The sequence below is a fragment of the Halalkalibacterium halodurans genome (assembly GCF_005671335.1).
Classification (GTDB): Bacteria; Bacillota; Bacilli; order Bacillales; family Bacillaceae_D; genus Halalkalibacterium; species Halalkalibacterium halodurans.
Genome location: NZ_CP040441.1, coordinates 1,095,334 through 1,118,996 on the forward strand (window position 1 = coordinate 1,095,334; position 23,663 = coordinate 1,118,996).

General features: G+C 39.8%; 27 protein-coding genes and 2 pseudogenes. 25 read left to right on the forward strand and 4 right to left on the reverse strand.

Features of this window, described 5'->3' with window-relative positions:
* Positions 1-14: 14 nt before the first annotated feature.
* From FED51_RS05380 to FED51_RS05405, 5 genes and pseudogenes are all read left to right on the forward strand, one after another.
* Positions 15-332, forward strand: coding sequence for a hypothetical protein (locus FED51_RS05380; RefSeq protein WP_233443881.1), 318 nt, complete (start codon positions 15-17; stop codon positions 330-332).
* Between the two features lie 384 nt (positions 333-716).
* Positions 717-1,064: pseudogene (locus FED51_RS05390) on the forward strand (IS110 family transposase); the annotation flags it as partial.
* A pseudogene (locus FED51_RS05395) lies at positions 1,042-1,269 on the forward strand (alpha/beta fold hydrolase); the annotation flags it as partial. The pseudogenes FED51_RS05390 and FED51_RS05395, both read left to right, overlap by 23 nt.
* 71 nt (positions 1,270-1,340) lie before the next feature.
* Positions 1,341-2,144, forward strand: a complete 804-nt coding sequence (locus FED51_RS05400) for a nucleotidyltransferase domain-containing protein (protein ID WP_053432025.1) — start codon at positions 1,341-1,343, stop codon at positions 2,142-2,144.
* Positions 2,145-2,197: 53 nt separating this feature from the next.
* Entirely contained in the window at positions 2,198-2,551 is a 354-nt protein-coding gene (locus FED51_RS05405; protein ID WP_053431847.1) for a DUF2200 domain-containing protein, read from the forward strand.
* A 102-nt stretch (positions 2,552-2,653) separates the two neighbouring features.
* Here FED51_RS05405 and FED51_RS05410 read toward each other — a convergent pair whose 3' ends face one another.
* Complete coding sequence (locus tag FED51_RS05410) at positions 2,654-3,388, reverse strand: SDR family oxidoreductase (RefSeq protein WP_053431846.1); 735 nt, start codon at positions 3,386-3,388, stop codon at positions 2,654-2,656.
* A 717-nt stretch (positions 3,389-4,105) separates the two neighbouring features.
* On the opposite strand from FED51_RS05410, the gene FED51_RS05415 reads away from it, so the two are divergent.
* From FED51_RS05415 to FED51_RS05430, 4 genes are all read left to right on the forward strand, one after another.
* Complete coding sequence (locus FED51_RS05415) at positions 4,106-5,824, forward strand: ribonuclease YeeF family protein (RefSeq protein WP_053431845.1); 1,719 nt, start codon at positions 4,106-4,108, stop codon at positions 5,822-5,824.
* Between the two features lie 15 nt (positions 5,825-5,839).
* Positions 5,840-6,343, forward strand: a complete 504-nt coding sequence (locus tag FED51_RS05420; RefSeq protein WP_053431844.1) for a hypothetical protein — start codon at positions 5,840-5,842, stop codon at positions 6,341-6,343.
* Positions 6,344-6,440: 97 nt separating this feature from the next.
* Positions 6,441-6,650, forward strand: a complete 210-nt coding sequence (locus FED51_RS05425) for a hypothetical protein (protein ID WP_138090324.1) — start codon at positions 6,441-6,443, stop codon at positions 6,648-6,650.
* A gap of 352 nt (positions 6,651-7,002) precedes the next feature.
* Positions 7,003-7,284 carry a hypothetical protein gene (locus FED51_RS05430; protein ID WP_138090326.1) on the forward strand — a complete coding sequence of 94 codons (282 nt, stop codon included), beginning with the start codon at positions 7,003-7,005 and terminating at the stop codon, positions 7,282-7,284.
* A gap of 275 nt (positions 7,285-7,559) precedes the next feature.
* On the opposite strand, the gene FED51_RS05435 is transcribed toward FED51_RS05430, so the two are convergent.
* A complete protein-coding gene (locus tag FED51_RS05435) occupies positions 7,560-8,351 on the reverse strand; it encodes a phosphotransferase (RefSeq protein WP_053431841.1) in 792 nt (263 codons plus the stop codon).
* A gap of 417 nt (positions 8,352-8,768) precedes the next feature.
* On the opposite strand from FED51_RS05435, the gene FED51_RS05440 reads away from it, so the two are divergent.
* The 11 genes from FED51_RS05440 (at position 8,769) to FED51_RS05475 (ending at position 16,741) form a co-directional block, all read left to right on the forward strand.
* Complete coding sequence (locus FED51_RS05440) at positions 8,769-8,948, forward strand: hypothetical protein (protein ID WP_053431840.1); 180 nt, start codon at positions 8,769-8,771, stop codon at positions 8,946-8,948.
* Positions 8,949-9,076: 128 nt separating this feature from the next.
* Positions 9,077-9,403 carry a hypothetical protein gene (locus tag FED51_RS05445; protein ID WP_053431839.1) on the forward strand — a complete coding sequence of 109 codons (327 nt, stop codon included), beginning with the start codon at positions 9,077-9,079 and terminating at the stop codon, positions 9,401-9,403.
* Between the two features lie 357 nt (positions 9,404-9,760).
* Positions 9,761-10,876 carry a response regulator aspartate phosphatase gene (locus tag FED51_RS05450; protein WP_053431838.1) on the forward strand — a complete coding sequence of 372 codons (1,116 nt, stop codon included), beginning with the start codon at positions 9,761-9,763 and terminating at the stop codon, positions 10,874-10,876.
* Positions 10,873-11,004: a hypothetical protein gene (locus FED51_RS21535; RefSeq protein WP_276403790.1), complete on the forward strand. Its 132-nt coding sequence runs from the start codon at positions 10,873-10,875 to the stop codon at positions 11,002-11,004. Before FED51_RS05450 ends, FED51_RS21535 begins: the two co-directional genes overlap by 4 nt.
* A gap of 189 nt (positions 11,005-11,193) precedes the next feature.
* The gene (locus FED51_RS21540) at positions 11,194-11,328 is read left to right on the forward strand and encodes a hypothetical protein (RefSeq protein WP_276403791.1); all 135 of its coding nucleotides are present in this window, start codon (positions 11,194-11,196) and stop codon (positions 11,326-11,328) included.
* A gap of 89 nt (positions 11,329-11,417) precedes the next feature.
* Entirely contained in the window at positions 11,418-11,549 is a 132-nt protein-coding gene (locus tag FED51_RS21545) for a hypothetical protein (RefSeq protein ID WP_276403792.1), read from the forward strand.
* Positions 11,550-11,776: 227 nt separating this feature from the next.
* Positions 11,777-12,625 (forward strand): sce7726 family protein, encoded by an 849-nt coding sequence (locus FED51_RS05455; protein WP_053431836.1) that lies wholly within the window; start codon positions 11,777-11,779, stop codon positions 12,623-12,625.
* A gap of 1 nt (position 12,626) precedes the next feature.
* Positions 12,627-13,553 (forward strand): sce7725 family protein, encoded by a 927-nt coding sequence (locus tag FED51_RS05460; protein ID WP_053431835.1) that lies wholly within the window; start codon positions 12,627-12,629, stop codon positions 13,551-13,553.
* A 7-nt stretch (positions 13,554-13,560) separates the two neighbouring features.
* Entirely contained in the window at positions 13,561-14,649 is a 1,089-nt protein-coding gene (locus tag FED51_RS05465) for an RES family NAD+ phosphorylase (RefSeq protein WP_053431834.1), read from the forward strand.
* 809 nt (positions 14,650-15,458) lie between these two features.
* Positions 15,459-16,310, forward strand: coding sequence for a DegV family protein (locus FED51_RS05470; RefSeq protein ID WP_276403793.1), 852 nt, complete (start codon positions 15,459-15,461; stop codon positions 16,308-16,310).
* A 191-nt stretch (positions 16,311-16,501) separates the two neighbouring features.
* Entirely contained in the window at positions 16,502-16,741 is a 240-nt protein-coding gene (locus FED51_RS05475; RefSeq protein WP_053431832.1) for a hypothetical protein, read from the forward strand.
* A gap of 41 nt (positions 16,742-16,782) precedes the next feature.
* On the opposite strand, the gene istB is transcribed toward FED51_RS05475, so the two are convergent.
* Both istB and istA read right to left on the reverse strand, forming a co-directional pair.
* Positions 16,783-17,508, reverse strand: a complete 726-nt coding sequence (istB, locus tag FED51_RS05480) for an IS21-like element helper ATPase IstB (RefSeq protein WP_134229558.1) — start codon at positions 17,506-17,508, stop codon at positions 16,783-16,785.
* Positions 17,508-19,016: an IS21 family transposase gene (gene istA / locus FED51_RS05485; RefSeq protein WP_134230280.1), complete on the reverse strand. Its 1,509-nt coding sequence runs from the start codon at positions 19,014-19,016 to the stop codon at positions 17,508-17,510. Before istA ends, istB begins: the two co-directional genes overlap by 1 nt.
* Positions 19,017-19,168: 152 nt before the next feature.
* Between istA and FED51_RS05490 the strand changes: the two genes are divergently transcribed.
* The 5 genes from FED51_RS05490 (at position 19,169) to FED51_RS05510 (ending at position 23,602) form a co-directional block, all read left to right on the forward strand.
* Complete coding sequence (locus tag FED51_RS05490; RefSeq protein ID WP_420810279.1) at positions 19,169-19,417, forward strand: WapI family immunity protein; 249 nt, start codon at positions 19,169-19,171, stop codon at positions 19,415-19,417.
* A gap of 116 nt (positions 19,418-19,533) precedes the next feature.
* Positions 19,534-20,169 (forward strand): YesL family protein, encoded by a 636-nt coding sequence (locus FED51_RS05495; RefSeq protein WP_053431830.1) that lies wholly within the window; start codon positions 19,534-19,536, stop codon positions 20,167-20,169.
* 130 nt (positions 20,170-20,299) lie between these two features.
* Positions 20,300-21,244: a carbohydrate ABC transporter permease gene (locus FED51_RS05500; RefSeq protein WP_053431829.1), complete on the forward strand. Its 945-nt coding sequence runs from the start codon at positions 20,300-20,302 to the stop codon at positions 21,242-21,244.
* A gap of 79 nt (positions 21,245-21,323) precedes the next feature.
* Positions 21,324-22,094: a carbohydrate ABC transporter permease gene (locus tag FED51_RS05505; protein WP_083445632.1), complete on the forward strand. Its 771-nt coding sequence runs from the start codon at positions 21,324-21,326 to the stop codon at positions 22,092-22,094.
* A 146-nt stretch (positions 22,095-22,240) separates the two neighbouring features.
* Positions 22,241-23,602, forward strand: coding sequence for an ABC transporter substrate-binding protein (locus FED51_RS05510; protein WP_053431827.1), 1,362 nt, complete (start codon positions 22,241-22,243; stop codon positions 23,600-23,602).
* Positions 23,603-23,663 lie beyond the last annotated feature (61 nt).

Sequence of the window (23,663 nt, forward strand, 5' to 3'; positions counted from 1 at the left end):
CTGGTTTACGTAGTATGGAAAAAATACATTGTGGAGATGGCTTTGTAATTATAGAGAAAGATGGAGAATATCAAATTTCTTGGGCGCAAGGACCATATAATGAGCCAGTTTTTTATCCTATTTCTAAACGAAATAAGGACAAAGCGTTAAAATCAGATCAAGACGCTCATGAAGTAATGCTTTACGCAGAAACAGGTCAATGGCCTTCAGGTGTAGAGGAAGAGACAGAAATAAATAAGGCTTTTGTACGAAAATCTCCAGAACTACTCTTAAAAGTTCCAGAGACCAGGAGTTATTTACGAAGTCTGAACTGGATGAACTGTTGCCCTTAGCTAAGAAAGCACTTACGGAATCAGATGATTAACTTGTGGGTATGTTGTACTTTCACAGTTAGGGGAAAGATTAACTGATAATGAAGATTTACTAGGTTCAGAAGTATTGCCAATATCGGCTGTTTTCGCAGGTGATGTTTGGATTTTAGAGATAATATGTAGTGCTACCAAGGCATTGGTTAGCACTACTATTTTTTATATAGTAGAAGTGGAGAAGAGGTCGGGGGCTCTTTGGGATCTTAGAATCCGTACAAAAAACTGACCTTCTTCACTTACTTTTTTGAATCAGGTTTGAGTATGTTGGATCCTAGAGATCGAGTATAAGAAATGGGGATCGATAAAAGTAAGTGAGGGAACTTCAAGACTTTTTTGGGAGGGAATAAGATGAAACATGTCATCGCATTTGAGGTATGTGTGGGCAAAAGTTACATGGTCATTTACAACGCACTGAAAAAGTGTATTTATGAGGGAGAAATCAAGCATTCACGACCTGACTTTTTTCAAAAATTAAAGGAAAAGATCAACAAATTAACTGAAGGTTATGGTGAACAGCCTTACATTGTTTTTGAATCAACTGGGGTCTATTTCAGGCAACTCGAGCGGTTTATGAACGACAACGGCTTTTCCTATTGTCTCTTAAATCCACTTGAAGCTAAACTTCAGTGCGACACCTTGAGGATCCACAAAACGGACAAGAGTGATGCCTACCAACTGGCCCTTACTCACTTCAGCTGGTAAGAAAGCACATTATTCCAGAGAATCACAAGAGTTATGGAATGAAATGCAACGAGAGATACTGGAAATATCCTCTGATGGTGAATGGGTGATTGCTGAAAACAGTGGTCATTATATACAAAAGGATGAACCAGAAGTGGTAGTCAGTGCGATAAAGAAGCTGATTGATATTCATGAAGATGAAAGGTTTTACTTAGACTAAAGAAGCAGGAAACGTATTGGTCCCCTGGTAATATCATTAGGAAAATGAAGGTGAAAGGGGCCGAGATTGAAATGGTGATTTTAAGAGCGGGATACGGTCTAGATTCTAATGGATTTATTGTGAGCGATGTTAGTAAAGATAAAATAGCTAAGGTCTATGTGCCTTGCATTTGCGAATCTGTAGAGAGACTTAAGGACTTGTTTCATCAACAATTGCACAGTGTTTATGTGTACGGTAGTGTAGCCAGAGGGGAAGCGATTGCTCTTAAATCGGATTTAGACCTTATTGCTATGTTTGATGGCCAATTGAGTTCTGTTCAGGTGGCTGAATTAAAGAAACTTGCGGGAGAGCTGTCGCAAGCGTATCGTTCTCTTGTTCGTGAGGTCGGTATCGCTGTTACCTCTTACGATTATACGGTGGACCCCGCGAATTATTACGAAAGTGCATTTCTAAAGGAACTCTGTGTTTGTGTGTACGGAGAGGATGTGGGAGAACGATTTGGTCCGTACAAACTCACATCAGAGATTGCCATTCGCTTCAATGGTGATATTGGCGAGGATCTTACTCGCGCGTTAACTAGGCTAGAAGCAGCTTCTAACGAAGAATTTAAACCATGTGCCCAAAGCTTCGCTCGTAAACTCATTCGAACCTTCTATTCAATGGTGATGGTGCGTTCTCAGATTTGGACGACACGGCTTCATGAGCAATCAGAAGTCTTTATCCACCACTTCCCAGATAAAGAATCGATGGTACGTACCTTGCTAAAGTGGATAGATGAACCGCCGACGGACCGTGAGACTGTATATGAGTTGTTTAAGAGTGAGGGTGAGTGGGCTTGTGCGAATTTTACGTATGAAGCCAATCGTTCGGTTTAAATCCGGCGATCTTTTGACTATAATAAAGAAAACCATCTAAGGGGGGAAGGATCATGCCCAAACATCACATCTATACAATGAGTTTCGCTAGTGTCTATCCCCATTATGTTGCGAAGGCGGAGAGAAAAGAACGGACAAAAACAGAGGTCGATGAAATCATCCGTTGGTTGACAGGATATAGTCAGGAAGAGTTAGAAGCGCAATTGGAAAAACAGACAGACTTCGAGACTTTCTTTGCGGAAGCTCCCGGGCTGAATCCGGCGCGGGCGTTGATCAAAGGTGTGGTTTGCGGTGTCCGAGTGGAAGACATCGAAGAACCAACGATGCGTGAGATTCGCTATTTGGATAAGCTGATCGATGAGTTAGCAAAAGGAAAAGCAATGGAGAAGATTTTGCGGAAATCATAATAAAAAACAAAGAAACACTGATTCCATGTTAGAACTAAAAAGAATCGGTGTTTTTTGTTGATTCGATACGACTTGAGCTATATGCTACATGAACATGTTTCTTCACAGATTTTCCGAGTATCCTTTATTGTAAATCACCGGAGTTTTATATTGCCACTCCTTCCAAAGTTCATCCTCCTTCACTAGTTCAGCCATAAAATGACTGACATTGATTCTGCTAGTTTTACCAGCATTAAATATTGGGCTCCTTATTGGAGATTTATAAACTTCATAGGAACTTTCATCATCATGGTTGACTAATGTATCGGGGCGTACGATAACCCATTCTACCGTTTCATACTTTGTCCCCACTTCGGTGATCAGATAATTTGCAGCCTTGACATTATCACGATGAGGCGGAAGGCAAAGATTTACTAAGGATAAAATGATTTTTTCTCCCATAGAACTTGTTTCTCCCGATAACGTATTCGTATAACCGGTTGTACTCATAAGTATGAGTTTTACTTTACTGTCTGGCTTGTTTTTGACTGTCTCACTAATCCTTTTTACTGCATCAAAGACCAAATAACGAGGTTGGCCAAAGAGCCCTTTGAGCGTCATATTGTGACCAAGGCAGGAGATCACGGCATTGGAGTCACGTAGAAGGTTATTCATTTCATCGTTCGTTAATTCGTTGATGTTCCCCTTCGCGATTTCCACTAATGGATTCTCTTGAATGTCTTTAGGGAGAACGGCACTTTCTCTGATGAGAATCCGGGTATTGATTTGTCTTTTCATGAGTTGCCTGACGACTTGTTTGCCGGTCGCACCGCTTGCCCCAAGAACGATTACTCTCATATTCTACCTCCGTTTTTAGTAAGACGTTTTGCCAAAACCAGCCGATTGAGCGTCAGTTTGCGTACAGACTTTCGTTTAGTCTTTTCATTAAGCGCGGACGGGGAACTGTTTTCGGTCGGAGGAATAGACAATGCGGATGCTATTATCGAAGTATTCATAATTTTATTATAAATGACTGCGCTTCTGTCATCAATTGTTATGGCAGGTGTTAGGTTTGAAGAAATCCGTACCCTTAGCCATTTGATTTGTTTTTCGGGCATTATTAGTATCAACCAACGGTACAATCTAGATCGGCTGACAGGTTCATTAAAGTGCTGTACCCTGCTCTGATTTATCATTTCTGGAGGGCTATCATTGTGAAAAGAGTACCATTTTTGAGTATTTAGACTTATACATAATTGGTGATAAAATCCTATTTAACCAATATCAACAGTGTCTTATGATAGTTTATATGGATATTATTTCCTTGAAAAAATTTTGATGGTTAGTAATAGGAAAGTATTAATTGTTTCGTTTACGGATAAAAGTGAATGGTCGGTTACCAAGAGAGTAGGTAAGTAAATAGAAGGCAGTCGATTCATCTAGTAGATGCCCAAGCATTCCATTGCGGGTGGTTTTAACAGGCAGTACAAAAAGCCCCCATGGCCTCCGATCACCTACTTATCTGATTACATATGGACCGACAGAATCTTTTTGAGTGGTCAAGGAGGTTTCAACATGAAGTTCTTAGATGTGAACCAACATCTCTCGGAACTCGATGAACACATTAAAGTATTAAAATCATATGGAGATGTTTTCGAAGAAGTAGAAGCAAGAATCACACGTGTCATCAACATGGACGGAGCATTTAAAGGAGAGGGCGCAAAGGGAGTCATTTATAATCATGCCCATATGCAGCTGCCAACGATCCGTTCCATTCGCGCCTTTCTGATTTCTTTCAGCGACACACTCGAAAAGATGAAAGCGAACATCACTGAGTATGAGCCTGCCTCCAATGGCTCGGTGTCAGAAGACTTTTGGAAAAATCAGCTACCAAAAGCATATGACCGTTATGAAGAAACGTTAGAAGAAAGAGAAGCAGCCATAAATCAGGCCACGGCTGAAGTCAGTCACATCTTACATCTTGGTAAGCTTCAGACAGGCGATGTATACAACAGCGTCGATAGTGCACGGAAACACGCAGATACGGTGCTAGAAGGACTGTATGACCTCGACCAAGCCGGTGTCGAATTAATGGCCCAAGTACGAACAAAGATGGAAGAGTTAAAAGCGACGATCCGGCAGGTGTTGGATTGGAACATGACCGGTGGCGTGACGATGAAGGGTGTCAGCATCATGGAGGTAGGCGGGTATTTCGCCAACAACGCGACCTTGCATGAGAAAGCACCGGAAGTCGATACGGGTAAGATGAATGCAAATGTGCATGATCCTTCTTTATCCAACTTGACTAACTATGTCAAAATGAGTCAAGCTACCGCTAAATTAAAACAAGGACTTCAAGTGTGGGGACGACTCTTTCAAGCATCCGTGTTTTATGTATTTCATCCTACATATGTTGAAAAACTTATATCGCGAGCTCGCTCCTCTATCAGTCAATCACCGAAGGTTCAAACTCAAGTACAGAGAGAGCAAGAGTTAGATGCTATAATAGAAGAACGTAAAGTAGTACTCACACTAGAGGAAGAAGAAGCTCTTAAACAATACTTAAGTGATCCAACTAACTTTGAGGGGAAAACACTCATTCGCCCCGCTGATACAGAACGTCCGGCACCCCATTTTGACAGCTATCGTAAAGTATTGGGTAACCCAAATTCAGACGTAAATATGCTAGCATCTGGTCACATTACGACTGCGACCGGTAATTTTTTTGCAGAAGATTTCATTACTCTCGTGGACAGCGAAGCAAGTATGGGAGAAAAAGCACTAGCTGCAGGGTTTATTCTAGTTAAACCTGCCAAATTAGTGGATAAACTTTTAGATCTAAACAAGGCGAGGAAGATTAATAATTCGAGTGGATCAGGCGGGTCCCAATCTTCAAATTCTTCATCAGGATCGACTGATAAGCGTAGTACAGATGTATCAAGTAATGAAAAGAATACTGACAATATAAGTAATACGAATAGCAACGTCAATGTTAGTAATGAAACTATTATAAATTCAGCTTCAATACCTAAGAAAGGTGGAGAAACTGTAGTAGGTCATGCATTACAAAAACATGCTGGACGAAACCCTGACATTTGGGGTAAAGTCAAGGGTGGACCTGATCAAATTAACCAAACTGCGATTAAACACTTAGAGGAAATACTCAATGGACCTGGTGATTTTGCAAGGGTTGCAAACAATAGAGGTATAACATTTCTTGAGAAAAAATTAGCTGATGGCCGAGGTGTAAGGCTTAATTTAGACGGAACTTTTAAAGGTTTTATTGACCAATAGAGGGAGTGATACTTTTTGGATAATTTAGAGGTTATTTTAGTGGATTTTAAAAAAAGTGCCCTGGATACACTGATATTTGCTGAACTAGAGATTAAGTCCTCTCAAGTCATTAGGTCACATTTTTTCGATAAAAACCAGAATCGTGATGTTGAATTCCAGCAGATTAACAGCTTTCAGAAAATACTGACACCTAATGGTACAGGGAACGTATTCCTTCGCGAATTAAATATGGGATACACGATGAAAGATGTAATGGTTGTTTTCTCATTTGATGATATATATGGGGATATTGTCTTTAATTTTCCAGAGAGTGGACTGTTTACCGAAGATAGCAATACAACTACAATAGCAGCAAAACAAGTCATTGAATTTTTTATAAGGATAAAAGAAAAGTTTGATATTCCAAATGTGAAAATCGGTATTGAGCCAGCTTCAGATGATGATACATGTCTTATAGAGCTAAATGAAAATTTTATTGATATAGACACCGCTACTAAAAAATTATTGAATGTAAATTAAGCTTAATAGTAGTGTTATTATGATATTGAGTGATTGTTTTTAAGTTTAGTATCGTACTGGACTTATGCTAGCCAATTTTGTTGCACAAATGTATTTAATGGCTGTAAAACCGGATTACCCTGAACGAGCATTTATCAGTCTAATGGAAAAACGCATTCATCAAGTCGCACGGGAAAAGGCAATGAATGATCCAGAATACGCCTCAGCTGATGGAAAAAAGTCTAGTATCTTTGAGCGTTTACGAGACTCCTTGACGACGGAAAAGCAGCGATCCCTTCTTGATGATTTAGAAGGGGCATATCCGTAACTAACGATAGCTTAAAGCGAAACTAACTATAGTAGGGATTCTCTGAATCTCTAGCAATCGATAGGGTTGGAAAGTGAATGAGTCATTGAAGGCCATGTGAAAACTTAAGAGAGAGTTCATGATGTTACTGGTTAGCTGGTTTGAGTTCAGCCTTGTGCTGTTTGAGCTGAAAGGATAAATTCTGATGAATATATTTATTCTCAGAGTAAGAGGTACTAAATTTTCTAATGGTGAACTTTCTTGTTTAGGAAGCCAACTATCAGTAATATAGGAGAGTCTCGAAGAATATACGAAAGAGCATAATTGGTACATCTTTGATGTTTTAGGCAGTAGTCAATGTTCATTCGATGAATTGTTTCCTTTAGACGCTGAAAACAAAACAATGGTTACTTCTACTAATAGATTGATTGACAAAGTAAAAGAAGTAATTCAGTTTGAGTCAGGAGTATTTATCGCGATAAGAAAAGATAAAAAAATTAATTGGGAAACTGATTTTCTACCTGTTACTGAAGAGGATGAAGGTTTACAGCATCCTTTTGCAGATATAGAAATTCGAGCTTTTGATTACTCTTATTTTGAAATATCTGGTATGGATTTTGAGGTTGAGAAAAAGATATTAAAGCATTTGGAATAAAAGATAAGAAGAAGCCTTGAATGTCATTCTATTCAGGGCTTCTCTCTTTATTAAATCTATCATGTCAGTAAGGTGCATCAAACAGTAGACCTACATTACCAATGAAATATAAGGGTGATGGAGAAATAATGGGAGGAGAAAAGCTTAAAGGTAGAACGTCAATTCAGTACAGATAATCCACTAGATTGCTTGTCATGTGGTATTTTTGGCAAAATCGATTCATTTAGTTCTATTATTGGAATTAAAGTTAAGCATCCATTAGTTCCACCCCCCTCTTACAGCCACTCTTTTCCGTGTTCGCGAATGAATGTGATGTCGTTTTGATAATGGTGAAGATGGCCTTCCTCTATCATTTTTTGAAACGCCATGTCTCCTTCACTGGCTTTTCTGGTCATGGTTTTACATAATCCTTCTAATCGGAGCAAGACCATGTCTACATACTCTTCCTTTATGCCTTCACCGTAAGAGTCAAAAAACAATCGCACTCTTTGTTTGATACGGTTGGCATGCTGTGATGAATTGTAATAAACGGTCTCACCTGTTTCAGAAAGATAACATCGACTTAAGGGGACGCAAGTATAAAGGGTATACGCGATATCCCAAAGTCTTGGTCCAGGTCCGGCTACATCGAAATCAATAATGCCTATGGGTCTTTCATGGTTAAAAATAATATTGTATATGGCAAAATCATTATGGCATAGTACCTCAAATGGTTCGGGGGTGTTATCGATCGGCTGCCAGCTATCATCAAATGGAAAGTCGCTTACCGCATCATGGTAAAGGCGGAGCATTTTCGCTATTTCGATCAAGACCTCATTAGACCACATGTACTCTTTTAAAGGGTAATGACCCGTTTCGCCTTCAATAAAGGATAAGATCTCTCTTCCTTTTTCATCAATCCCTAGAAACGTTGGTGCATAACGAAATCCTTTGTTCTCCAAATGCTTTAAAAGCCTATGAATTTGGGGACTTTCTGGCTTTACTTCTCGTCGCACCGTATCTCCCAAACGATAAACGTGAGAAACATTTCCCCCTGTTAGTATTTCTTCGTTTTCATGTTTTGACATCTGCCCATTCCTCCCTACTATGACTTTCGAGATACCGTAAACCAAATCCTGTTTGTTTCCTTGTCTAGTCTGTCCATACGAAGTTGACAAGTAAATATTTTTATAAAATATATGTTTAAAATATTGTTTAAAATGATAGGGAACAAAACAGCGAACAAAAAATGAACTTGAGGACATTATGCGAGCTCTGTGAAAAGTTCTAAAATCTTATCAATAAAAGGTTTTCAGTGGTTTTTTGATATGGGTTAATAGCAAATATGTTCACTTCCTTTGTCATTAGTGGGGTTGGTCACGATTCCCTAATTATAAGCACAAAATAGTCTATATTTTACGTATAAAATTATAAAAAATATATCGTTCAATATTGTTGATAGACAGTCCGAAATACTATAATATGGGTGTAAGGAGGTGATAATTTTGGCAAGAAAAGCATTTACTACCACCATAGAGGAAGAGCTCCAGCGAAAGTTTAAGGAGGCGTGCGATAAGAATGGGGCAAAAATGAATAATGTGATTGAAGCCTTTATGAAGTCTTACATTGATGGGGAATTTCAGATTGAGCTTATTTACAAACTCACGCCAACGAAAAGCAAATGAACGTAAAAAGGAAGTCGTCCCCCGACAAGGTTACGACTTCCCCATTACACCCCCAAGGAGGAGGCTATTGTCATTATAGCAGGCAAATCCTTCCTTGGCAAAGGGGTAAAACCAAGGAGGATCATAATATGGTGGAAAAAACGGCTGTTGAACGAGCCTTTATCGGTCTAATGGAAGAGCGCATTCATCAAGTCGCACGGGAAAAGGCAATGAATGATCCAGAATACGCCTCAGCTGATGGAAGAAAGTCTAGTATCTTTGAGCGTTTACGAGACTCCTTGACGACGGAAAAGCAGCGATCCCTTCTTGATGATTTAGAAGGGGCGTGGACGTACGCAGGAGGATTAATGCAAGAATTCGCGTATCGCCAAGGCATAGAAGACAGCCCCATGATCCACAACGAGTTAAAGAAGTTCGGCATATCCGTAACTAACGATCATTCAAAGCGTGACTAACATAGTAGGGACTCTAGACGCTAGCTATCGATAGGGATGGAAAGGGAATGAGTGATACAAGTCTATGTGAAAACTTAAGATAGAGTTCAGGTTAGCTGGTTTGAGTTCAGTTTTGTGCTGGGCTTGATCCAGTTAATTTTTGTTTTACTTCCATGTCTATTGAGTTGTACCGTAGATAATAAATATCTTTATGGACAATAGAGCATTTAAGAGATATTCCGCGAATTCTCGACATTCAAATGGTATTATTTTTCAAATTACTATAATATTGCAGTTTGGTGAAAAAGATGTATATAGAGTAAGATGAAAGTAGGAAAATTTATGGGTTGATCGTGTCGAATAAAGGGAGGGATAACGATGACTGAAAAGCTAGCCAGTAGTGAAGTCGCAAATCGGTTGAATGAGTGGTACGACTCAATAAAGCGGCATGACATTGAGAAAGCTACCAAGTGTAAAGAAGAGATTAAAAAGTCAATTGATGAAATGGAAGAAGATCAAAATGTGCTCCTTTATTACAATTTGATTGATTCGAGGTATAAGCAAGTCATTCAGAGGTTTGACGAATCTAGAAACATTCTAAATGATATCAAAGAGCAAGGAGAAAATACAGAAACCGACGAACTTCTTAGATTCTACTATTATTTCTTTAACGGCCTCTACGAGTTCTACAGAAGAAATTATATACAAGCTATCCACTATTACCGCCAAGCAGAAACCTACCTCGAAGATATTCCAGATGAGATCGAACACGCGGAATTTCACTTTCAACTAGCAAATGCCTACTACGGGATTGATCAGAACTTCTTTTCACTTAGTCATGCAGAGAAAGCCATTGGAATTTACAAAAAACACGATCACTATGTGAATCGTCAAATTTCTTTGAAGATGGCTATAGCCGCAAATAGGTTTGACCTTAATCGACATGACTCGGCTATGTCTCTTTATAAAGAAGTCATCGAAATATCATCCAAACATGGGCAAACGTTTTTGGAGGTATTAGGCCATTACAATTTAGGTCTTTGTTATGAATACCTGAACGAGCTAGAAGCAGCTAAAGGCTGTTTTGAGACAGCTCTTGACATCGAATACTCACAAGAAAATAAGAAAGACACGTATCTTGAAATTAAATATATGTTGGCAAGAGTTCTTTTTAAAATGGACCAACTAGAAGAAGGAAAAGGGTGGTTTAATGTTGCCAAGACCCTTGCAGATGAGACAGGCGAAGAGACTTATAAGACCAAGTTAGCGATTCTTCACCACATCTATTTAGAGCCTAATGAATTGCTGCTAGATGAAGAGTTGGAAACTTTAAGAAAAAGAAAGCTATGGCATGATGTTTCAGATTTAGCTGCAAACGCTGGAAGACATTTCAAAAAGAAGGAAATGTACAAGCTGGCAACGAAGTATTTTGTTGAGGCCTTACAGTCGAAAGAGAAAATACCAACATTACAAGAGGAGGTAGAGAAAGTATGAAAAAAGTATTCTTATCGTTTATTGCCGCAGGTTTGATCTTTGGCTTTGTTAATCCTCAAGTCCTTAACCAAAGTAGCAGTTCTGGAGATGGATTCACGATCCAACAGAAACATAATACTGGTGGATGATACTGCTCAACCATGTAGCCCCGTGGAAATCATGGGGCTGCTGGTTTTTGTATTTGCCTCAGTAAATCAAAGCTACATCATTATTAACTCAATTTCTCAGGAAAAGACCGTAATGGTAAGAATTGTGTTTATTAATGGGATTTTCAGGAAAGGGCATAGAATCATCTTTACAGGAGGAGGCCAAAATGCATGAAAAAAGTAATCTTAACATTGGTGACAGCTAGTTTGATCTTTGGCTTTGTTAGTCCTCAAGAGTTACATCACAGCAGTAGCTCAGAAAGCGGATTTACGATTCAGGAAAAACACCGTAATGGTGGGAATTGATTACTGTCGTTAGAGGATAAGGCTCAATATTTATTGAGGCATTTTTGGCAAAAGAATATATTTCAACATTACAGGAGGGGGTAGAGAGAATGAAAAATGTATTCTTATCGCTAATTACTGCAAGTTTGATTGTTGGCTTTGTTAGCCCTCAAGAGCTAAAGCAAGATAGTAATATGGGAGGCGGATTTACGATTCAGGAAAAGGGAAGGACTGGTAACTAAAGGATGCGGGACTGTTCGAAAGGTTACGTATTAAGCGATCTTTCGAACAGCCCCGTTTTGTTGGATAAAAGGATCTGCAATAAAAGTTGGATTTCAGCAAATGTAGTATGTCAACACTAAATTTCAACAGAAGTGTCTGATTAATTTGCAATCACAAATGAATAATTTTGTAATCTGATGTGTTATCATAATAAGTAAATATAGTAGTAAGGTGCGTGTCATGACAAATGAGTAATAATATTATTTTGAATAGAATTTTTACTCAAAGTATCTTTATGGAATTAATAAATAATAAAGAAAATTCTTTATACGATACTTGTGTACGCCGATACTTACGTGATGCAGATCAATTAGAAAATAATCAATTAGTAACCAGATTGTATGAGTTTATGAAGAAAAAATATAGAAATGAATATTTTTATAAAAATACTCTTCTTAATAAACTGTTACTTGGAAGGCACAGTTTAAATACTACAACTGCATTATCTGAAATCCCTATAAATAAATCAAAGGCAGATTTTATATTAATTAATGGGAAGGCTATTGTGTATGAAATAAAGACTGAACTTGATACTTTTGACAGATTAGATAGTCAAATCAGTGACTACTATAAAGCTTTTAATCATGTATGTGTCGTAACTTGTGAATCAAATTATAATAAGCTCCAAGAGCTGCTTAATGATTCAAAAGTTGGTATCTGTGTTTTAACAGACCGAAATACGATTAGTACAAGGAAAGAGTCGACTGAGGATAATTCTAATTTAGATCACTCCACTATATTTAAAATCCTTAGAAAAAGTGAATTTGAAAATGTATTGATAGAACATTACGGTAATTTACCTAAAACATCCCAAGTTAAATATTATAAAGAGTGCTTTAAATTGTTTTTAGAAATTGATATAAATACTGTTTATAAATATTTTATTAAGGAATTAAAAATGAGGAATAAAATTGAATTAGAGGAATTTAAAAAAGTCCCTTATGAGTTGAAATTTTTAATGTATTTTTCTAATTATAATAAAAATGACTATTCAAAGTTATTTAGTTTTTTAAACGAAAAGTGGAGGGGGAATTAGAATGTATTTTCCATATCTAAGAGGTAGACAATTTGAATTAATAGCTATAAGAGAATTGGTCGAAAATGAGCTTATTGGTTCAAAAGTTATTCCTATTATAGAGCCAATTAAACCTACATCAACTCTTATGAAGACTATAAATCTTATTATTGAAAGAGAGCAAAAAATTGCAGTTATTCATAATCCTCAAGTAAGCACGTACCTTAAAGCCCTTTCAAATCTTTCGTCCAGTACTTTGAAAGATGGTTTAATGAATGTGTATGAAAGTGAAAATGTAATTTTTTCGCACATATTAAATAAAAAAAGCACAGCGGAATTAGCGGCAATTGAAGAAGAGCACTCAAAAGAAGACATGTTATTAATATTAAATGATACCGAGTATATAAATTACTATTTAAATATATTCGATGACGAAACACCAAAATTCACATTAGTTCCTGATGAAAGTTCTTATAGAAGGAAAATTAAAAATAATAGGGTTCTGTTTATGGACAGATTTACAAAGCAGCAAAGGAATGCAGATTATTACAATTTGGAAGATGAATCATACTCAGAAGACCATTTATATTACAACGAGGATGGATATATCGGGTTTTCAGATTATTCGATTGTAGGGGCAGATTTTTCTGAATCAGGGTTTGCTCCATATGCTGTGGTAATACATATGGTATATTTTGATAATGACCGAAACCTACGTATAAAACATTTTGTTTCCGAATCTAATGACGATATTAATGACCCAGCAGGAAAATTTTATGAGGCATTAGAGAAACTTATGGAATGGCAGTCTGAAGTTAAACTTGATACTTTCGGCATGAAGGAGTTCGCTAAACATTACACTAATGGAACATATCCAGGGTTAGGTACTGTGAAAAAACTGTCAATTATGCACCATATTGAATTGGTGAACAAATTTCTTGAGGAGTAAATAGCTAATGATTTGTTGTGAAAAGTGTTTCAAAGATTCAGAGATAAAAGGAATTATTAAAAGCTTGAATAATAATGGAGATTGTGAGACATGTAATAAGAAAAATGTTTTCATTTATGACACTGAATCAAATGATAACTTAGTAGACAACTTTAATGAATTATTAGGGATATATACTCCGATAACCAGTCTTCCAAAGGATTTTCCAAGAGAAAAGTTGAGCCTCCTTAAAGATGTACTAAACGATAAATGGAATATTTTTAATATCGATAGTGAGAAAATCTATTCATTACTTACGAATATTTGTAAAGAAAAGTATGAAGAAGCTCCTGAACTTTTTGATTTCCCTATAGGTATTTCAGAAATTAATGAAAAAGATTACCTAGAATCACATTCAATACTTAAGACACATGAATGGGAAGATTTTGTTGAAGAAATAAAAACAAAAAATCGCTTTCATACAAAATATATAAATACAGATGTTTTAGAAGTTCTTTGTTCATTTATTGAAAGGCCTTTAAAAAAAGGAACCAAATTGTATAGAGCAAGAATTTCTGAAGAAAGTGGCTTTCCGGTTGATAAAATGGGAGCACCCGCTCCAGGTAAAGCATCTGCTGGACGTGTTAATCCGCTAGGAATAAACTATCTTTATTTAGCTGATGATCGTTTAACTACTTTAAATGAAGTAAGGGCTGGAGCATATGACTATGTATCGGTTGGTGAATTTATATTAAAAGAAGATATAACTATAGTTGATTTTACATTGTTGGAAAAAATAAGCCCTTTTACAGGTGTAGGCACTACACAACTAGCTATTAACATGGATCATTTAAGAAAAATTAGTAATGAAATAGCGAAACCTCTTAGAAGAAGTGATGGACCATTAGATTATCTCCCAACCCAGTATATCGCAGATTTCATTAAAAGTGTAAAGCACGAAGATGGTGGAACTTACGCAGGTATAAAGTATAAAAGTACTCTTTATGAAGATGGGTACAATATTGCTTTTTTTGATGAAAGGTTATTTGAATGTGTAGAGGTTTGTGTTTATGACGTTAAAGGAATAGAATATAGATTTAACCTCTTAGGTGAGTAAAAGTGAGTCACTCAAATCATTTAATAAACATCACCCTCACAAAATCTTTTAAGCTTAATACATCTTGACCTATATCGACTCTGCTCATCGATATCATTCGTAATTTAATCGATAGTTAACTCATAGATGTTGATACATCAATGTTTGTCGTATTTTTTGAAGAATGGCAATAAGTAGAGGCTACTGAATAACTAAAAAACATTGATAGGACAAAGTTTTTTGTCAATAAATGTACAAGGGAACTGTAGAAAAACAAGAAAAATCTTGCACTTGTAGGAACCCCTATAGCAGCTAGAATTATCGGTGAAAAAACCAAGTGAATGAATGAGTCATAGAAGCCCAACGTCAGAAGAAGATCTTGATGATGACGATGATGATAATCAAGCCAGATCGTCTACAACCAACACAGCCCCAAAGGAGGAAGGAGATCGAAGAGAAGCCAACCCCATCAGAGGAAACTGTTGATGGAGGTGACGTGTGCTCCTGCGGATATTTCTTATCCCACAGATCTCAAACTCTTGAAGGAAGCTAAGTTAGGAACCCTTCTTTCAATTCACCACCCAACGCTTTTTACAATCGTAAGAGGCTTTTTTCTTCTCCCCGCCACCAATTCTACAAGAATAGCCATCATTTTACGGTTGTTGGTGGTAGCGATTTCATATAGAATGGAGAGAGTATATATTTTTTATTAAGTCTAGCGCAAGGCGCCATCGTCTCGTGTGAGTGGCTGTCCGCTACAAATAATGCTGCGGGCACACATCCGAGGGAGGACAGACGGTGCTTGGCGCTTTTTTAAAAGGGGTGCTCCAGTGAGTAAAAAAGTGAAAATTGTGACTGACTCAACGATTGATTTACCAAAAGAAGTGATGGATCAACTAGATGTGACAGTCGTTCCGTTGTCAGTGACAATTAACGGGGAATCCTATCTAGATGGAGTCGAGATTACGTCGAAAGAGTTTGTGAATCATTTAGTTCAATCTGAGGACATTCCAAAGAGTTCGCAGCCATCGGTAGGTTCGTTTTTAGAGGTGTATGACAGATTAGGGGCAGACGGTAGCGATGTGCTCTCGATTCATATGACGAGTGGGATGAGCGGGACGTATGCCGCGGCGAAGACGGCTGCTGATATGTCAGATTCGAATGTGACGGTGGTGGATTCAAAATATATTTCTTTAGCCTTAAGCTTTCAAGTGAGGGAAGCCTGTGATATGGCGGCGGCTGGGGAGACGGTTGACGCGATCGTGGCACGGCTAGAGGTTATTCGGAATAACACGTCCCTCTATATTATGGTGGATACGTTGGAGTATTTAGTGAAAGGAGGGCGAATCGGGCGGGGCAAGGCATTGGTCGGCTCGCTCTTAAAAATAAAGCCAGTGGCGTCCTTGCAAGATGGCGTCTATACGCCAGTGACAAAAGTTAGAAGCTACATGCAAATGATTAAGTTTTTGACGAAAAAGTTTGAAGAAGAAACGTCTGATAAGATCGTCAAAGGGATCGGGATTGCGCAAGTGGAGGCTCGTGACTTGGCGAATCAAGTGAAGGATGCTTTAAAGGAATTAACGAGCTTTAAAGACATTTCGCTCGTCGATACGACGCCGATCATTAGCACTCACACCGGTCCAGGAGCGATCGCGCTCATGTACTATACAGACGAACGCTAAATGGGTGAATCTCTACTATACGCATAGTAGGGATTTTTTTGTCCTTCATAAGAGGAACGACATGTTATAATAGGATTTTATTGGATTGTTTTTAGTTGGAGTGAAGTCATCCATCAGCTCTTTTGTGGTGGAAATTCCACCGACCAACGGCTTCATTTGTTATTTTCAATCGAAAAAAGGAGTGACATAACATGACGAATCCGTTTCCGTTTGCCGAATTAATGTCACAGGATGGCTTACACTGCTTCCGCATTGGTTCGTACGGCTATGCCTACCCAGAGGCTGACAATGAATATGATGCGGATTGGCATCGAAATCCTCTTTCCTTCACACTGCCTGGGTTTAAGGTGGCATTTGATGAGATCATCTTGTCAGGAGGTGTTGTGGAGGACTTTGTAGCAGAGTGTATTTGGCAAGAGAAAAATGCATAAAACGGCAAGCCTTTTTGCAGCCACTTAATAACACTTATTCCTTACATATTGTTCAAAAGGAATGACTCTTTCATTCGGTTACTATCTCCTCCGAAAATCACTAAATGAGAGTGGTGAATCAGGCGATCTACCACGGCTTCCGTTAAAATAGGGTCGCCAAATACATGATTCCATTGCCCAAACTGCAGATTTGTAGTGATGATAATACTCCGCTTTTCATAACACAAGGAGATGACCTGGAAGAGTAGCTCGGCCCCATGTTTGTGAAGCGGTATATATCCCAGCTCATCCAGAATTAAAAGATCAAGCTTCTCGATTTTCTTAAACAGCTTATTGAGATTTCCTTTGTCATTCGCCTCTAATAACTCATTGGCTAGAGAAGCAATGGTATAAAACTTCACTCGTTTCCCATATTTTTGTATCGCATTCATGCCAATGAGGGTGGAAAGGTAGGTTTTTCCTGCACCAACGCCGCCATAAAACACCATGTTTTCTTTTGATTCAATAAATTCACCGTCCAGGAGAGATTGTTGACTTAACCCCTGCCCCAGCTGAATATCCTTCCAGTCAAAAGGTTTGCCGGATACGTTCGGCAGGGTTGCCGCCTTGAACAAAAGATTAATTTTTCGTTCTTCACGCTGTTCTATTTCTTTTTCAAAGAGCTTCAGTAAATATTCTTCTGTGTTCGCCGCTTCTACCTCTCGGTAGTTCTCTCGAATCCAGCTTAGCTTTAAGCGCTTGGCATATTCTTGGATCTGTTCCTGCATTAGGCCTTCCTCCTTTCCTGCTGGAAGAAGACATCGTATTGATTCATACCTCGTTCAGCTATTGGCATTACTGGAACTGTACTTTTTAGCCTTACTGTCTCTCTGGAGCCTCTGCCATGAATGAGCTGATGAAAGACTTGCTTTATTGTTTCTGTGGATGGATGACATCGCTCGGATGCAATTTCCAGGGCCTCTGTAGCTGTCTCCAGACTATGGTCTTTAAGAAGGTCTGAGAGTAACTGAAGCGCCTTTTTCTTTTCTTCCAGAGTACATTCCTCCAGATAAGTTTGCCATTTAAAGGGCAGTTGATCATAGAAAGTTGTATATTTTAGCGCCGTCGGCCTTTTAGCCATTAGGTACAGATAAGGCTGCCATTTCATCGACTTTGATTCTTCTCCATACAGTCGTTCATGGCTCACAATCACTTCATAGTTGTCCGAAAGGATATCTATCCTGTTATAAGTGATGCCAGCCAATACCTTTTGATTGGCAAAGCGCGGGGAAGTAGAATACCTTTTCGTATCTACTAAGATATAGCCGTACTTGTCTGCTTTGAGAGTTTCATAGCGTACACAAGAGTATTCTTCCGGCGGTAAATACATTAACGCTTCTTTGTCCTCTTCAAACAGCCTGGCAATTTCTTGTTTCTTTTCATAATGAGGACGGTTTCGATCCTTTTCTGCCTCCTCCCATAACCGATCATTCAAATTATCCAGCTGATATACCGTTCGTTCCGGAAGGAAGAAATTATTCCTCGCATATTTAACCATCGCTTCTACATGTCCTTTTTCATTGCCGGCACCCGGATTACAAAATTCATACTCAAACCCGTAGTGCAAAGCGAAGCGCTTGAAACCCTCAGTAAGCTCGCGTTTTCCTTGTGGTAAAACCTTTTTTACTGCGGGGGATAAATTATCAAAACGAATCCTTTTTGGCACTCCTTGCAGATGATGGAAGAACCGTTTTAAGCCCTCCAGGAAACATTCCTGATTTTCAGCTTCAAACACCTGAACTAAGAATGCGTTACTGTATGGAAAAGAAAGCACCAAATACGGCAGGTCTATAACCTTTCCCTTTACTTTAAAAGGGGCTTCCCCAAAATCTACTTGAGCGTCTCCTGGCTTGGATTCCAACGGAAGAGCAGCGTCATCGCTTTCTTCCAATAACTCCTTTTTCCGTTTGGAGACATACCCGCGTACAGTTCGCTCTGAACCTTTGAAACTTACTTCATCTTTAAGTAATTGCCAAATACGTTTGGCAGTCCTTCGATACTTCTTTTTCTTCTTCATATCCTCTCTCAACCATTGATCAACTATGTCTTTGACTGGATCCATTACTGGAGCCGGCTGAGCTTTCTTCTTCTTCTTTTCCGGTTGGAAATTGTCCATATCGGCATACTTTTTGACTGTGCGGAAATCCGTGTTTGTTCTTCTCGCAACATCTGAGTACGAATACCCTTTTGAGTTAACTTCATTTCTGATATACTTAATTTCGTCCACTTGTAACATCTCCTAAAACTACCTCCTGCCAGATTATTGGGTCCAACAGGAAGTGTATTGAATTTTTGGGGTGTTAGCAAGTGGCTTTTTTTATGCAGGCTCCCCGCGGGGGGCCTGCATAAAAGGAATGCCATAACCTACATTTTTATTCTGCCATAAACATAGCAGAGCTCAAACAGTTTCGGGCGCTGGCGATAAACGAGGCTGTGTTTGATCCGATCGAGCCGTTCTTCCAATTGACGTTTTCGTTCAACCAGCTGAAAAAAGTCGTTGTAAGTGGCTACGTGGAATATCCTGTTGGCGAGGGGGCGCAGCTGCAATTTGAGTTTGAAACCGATTTGACCTACGTTGATCAATTTGCTGCTGGGTTAAAGGAGATGCTGCAACGATTTCCGGTACGTGACGTATAAGGGGCCTTCCCCCCTCATAAAAGAAGTCAAATTATTTTTAAATCGGTAAAATCTGTGCCTACTCCTTTGCATCATTTCGCCCTACGATAGGGGGAAAAGCGGAGGAGGCGACGACTGTGGAATCGGCTGGGTGGACAGGTGGATTGTTTCGCATGTGTGAATGGATTACGAGGCTCGCGTTCGTGAATGGGCTATGGCTGTTGTTTACGGTGGTTGGCCTTGGGTTGTTCGGGTTTGCCCCGGCGACTGTCGCGATGTTCTCGATTGTCCGTAAGTGGATTATGGGGGAGCAAAGCTTTTCGGTCTATTCTACGTTTTGGACGATTTATAAAAAGGAGTTTCGTAAGGCGAATCTGTTGTTCGGGTTGGTCTTGCTGACGCTAGTCGTCCTGTATGTGAACTACGTCATTATTCATGCGATGACGGGGGCTTTGTACTATGTGCTGCTCATCTGTTTTAGCTTGTTTTGCCTCGTCGTGGCGGTCGTGCTTCTTTATATTTTCCCGATCTATGTTCATTTTGAAGGGAGTCTCTTGCATTATTTCCGGTCGGCGATTCTGGTGGGGACGTCCTTCCCGTTGCGAACGGTGGTCATGGCGGTCACAGCCTTTACCGCTGTATTGCTCGGGTTGCTCTTGCCTGGGGTGGCGCTCCTTTTTTTCGGCAGTGGCCTCAGCTTTGCCCTTATGTTTATTTCCTATAGCATCTTTTCAACGATTCAACCGGCGACGGGCTCAACCACTCTCACGTAAGAGTGGTTTTTTGATGTAGTGGTCCTCACTGTAAAAGTCAAAATTATTGCAATTGTTATCAAAATAGCGTTAAGCCTTTAGGCCTTATCTCTTTTATAATAGATTCAAATCGTTAGAGAGGAGATAACAGATGAGTATTAAAACAGAAAGGTTATCGACTTCCTCAGAGGTAGGCGTGGTGAAGAAGAAAAAATCAACGCTTGATCGATATGAAAATCTAGCAGGTTGGCTGTTTGTTGCACCGATGTTAATCGGTGTTACCGTCTTAGTGTTATTGCCGATTGTGGCAACGTTCATTTTAAGTATGGCCGACTGGAAATTCATCCAAAACATCGATCAGTTGCAGTGGGTCGGCTTCGGAAATTTCAAAGAGTTGATGACAGATAGCGTGTTTTTGAAATCGCTTTTAAACAATGGCATCTTTTTGTTTACCGTTCCGATCTGTATGGGGATTTCCCTTGTGTTAGCGGTGGTCATTGATAAAAGCGTTTACATGAAGAGCTATTTCAAGGTTGCTTTTTTCATGCCGTACATTTCTAGTGTGGTCGCGATTGCGGTCGTATGGCAAGTGTTGTTCCATCCGTCGGCCGGGCCGATTAACCAAACGTTAATGGCCCTAGGGATAGCCGACCCACCAAAGTGGATTGCCGATCCGAGCTTCGCGCTCATTTCCGTCATGCTCATTCAAATTTGGATTTCAGTCGGGTTCAATTTGATCATTTACATTGCCGGACTGCAAGCGATTCCGAAAGAATTGTATGAAGCGGCGGAGATGGACGGAGCGAACGCGTGGGATAAATTCCGCAAGATTACGTTCCCGATGGTGTCTCCAACTTCTTTCTTTTTGCTGATTACGGGGATTATTGCGAGTTTTAAAGTGTTTGACCTGATCGCGGTGTTAACAAAAGGGGGGCCGATGCATTCGACGAGTGTGCTCGTCTGGCACTTGTATGATACGGCCTTTGTTAATTTGGATATCGGCTATTCGTCGGCGATGGCGATGATTTTGTTCATCATTGTCTTTCTCATTACGATCATTCAATGGATCGGACAGAAGAAATGGGTTAATTACTGAGAAAAGGGGAGAAGGTTCATTGAAAACGATCAATATCCAAAAATGGTTGACGACGATCATCGTCTTTTTGCTCAGCGTCATGTTTTTGTTGCCTTTCGCTTGGATGCTGTCCACCTCGTTTAAAATTGAAGCGGACGTTTTCACGTATCCGATTCAATGGATTCCTGAGCGGTGGAACGGCTTTAACAACTATATGCAAGTGTGGTTTGGCGATTATCCTTTTTATCTTTATTATTGGAATTCCTTAAAAGTAGCGGTGTTAACGACGGTCGTTTCGTGTACGGTGTCGGCGCTTGCGGCTTACGGGTTTTCGAAGGTGAGGTTTCCAGCGGGGAAGTGGTTGTTTCTCATCGTGTTAGCGACGTATATGGTTCCGCAGCAGGCAAGCTTAGTCCCGCAGTTTATTTTGTATCGTCAAATCGGCTTGTTTGACAGTCACCTTGGGCTCATTTTGTTAGGAAGCTTCAGCGTTCTTGGAACGTTTATGCTGCGCCAGTTTTTTATGGGCGTTCATAATGAATACATTGAAGCGGCTAAGATTGACGGGGCTGGGCATTGGAAAATTTTTTGGCTCATCGCACTGCCGATTGTTAGGCCGGCCATTGCTACCTATGCGATTTTGCGATTCATTTGGACGTGGAACGATTATCAAAATCCGTTGATCTTTTTACGGACAGATGCCTTGTACACGATTCAGTTAGCGATGCAAAAGTTTACGACGATTAACGGGGAGTTTTATTCTCTCATTATGGCGGCTGCTGTTTCGGCGATTCTCCCGTTGTTAATTATTTTCGTCATCGGGCAAAAGCAAGTCATCGAAGGGATTGCCCTTGGCGGGGTGAAAGGGTAACGAATCTGTGTTGCCCCCTTTTGTCTAATGAATAGATGTCAAATTATTTTTAATATTGGTAAAATTATTTCCGTCTCATGAACAAATCGCTTTGCTATAATTCGGTTTGTAAGGGTTTTCATAATAGAGTACAAGGGGGAAATAGAATGAAGAAAACATGGGTATCCACTGTTTTTGCTTCTGCCGTCCTCATGATCGGGTTGGCGGGGTGTTCGGGTGGTAGTGGCGATAGCACATCGGCAACGAATGATGATAATGGACATGATAGCGAAGAAACGGTAACGATTAAATTTCATACACACGGTAACGAGGCTAGCTATAACTGGGCTCACACGATTGCCGCTTTTGAAGAAGAGCATCCTAACATCAACATTGATTTAGTCATTTTAAGTGAGAAGGGTGATTCACAGGAAGCGATTCAAAAGCTCGATTTAGCTGCCGCTTCTGGGGAGCAGCTTGATGTGTTAATGTTCAGTGATCCGGCAAGTTATGCGCAACGGGTGCATTTAGGAATGGTCGCCCCGATCGATGAATTCATTAGCGAAGAAGGCTTTGCGATGACGGAAGAATATAAGGTCGATACGCAAATTGACGGCCAATATTATGCGCTTCCAGGTAAATTCAACCCTTGGTACGTCTTAATGAATAAGGACCACTTAGAAGAGGCTGGATTGGACGTGCCGACCGATTGGACATGGGATGATTTTATGGCCTATGCGAAAGACTTAACGACAGACGATCATTACGGTACGTACTTCCATGGTCCACAAGGGGACGGCTGGATGGAATTTATGAAACTAGCGCTTGCGAGTGAGGAGAATGATACAGAGTTCATTAAAGATGATGGAACGTCCAATCTCGACCATCCGCTATTCAAGAAAACGTTAGAAATGCGCGTGCAAATGGAGAAAGAAGATCAATCGGCTGTGCCGTACACGGATATTATTTCGCAGAAGCTTCATTACCGGAATCAATTTTTCGGTCAAGATGCGAGCATGATTCTGATCGGAAGCTGGATGAATACGGAGCTCGGGGGAACGGATCAATTTCCACTTGATTTCAACGTCGGAGTGGCGCCTTACCCGAAAAATGATCTAAGCGGGGAATCGTATACCCCTGTGACAACGGATTATATGGCGGTCGCAGCCAATTCGGAGCATAAGGAGGAGGCGTATACGTTTATTCGCTGGTACACAACGGAAGGGCAAGTCGTCCAAGGGAAAAACGTTCCGTCATGGAACGGGGTAAGTGACGAGGATCTCGGGACGATCATTGACGGCATTTTAGCAGAAACGGTGTCGCCTGAAAAAGTAGATCGCGACTCTTTAGTCAATGTGTTGCAAAACGCCCAGTCGTCGAAAATGATTGCCCCTGTGTCCTATCAAGCCGAGCTTTACAAAGTGATTGGTGAGGAATACGAGAAGCTCATTTTAGACGATCAAGATCTCGACACGACGCTTGAGAAAATGCAAGAACGAGGGCAAGAGATTATTGAGAATAATCAGTAAACGTCTGTTAGAATAATCGTATAGGGGCGTAAACCGTTTCCGTCCCCTTCTTTTTCATTCT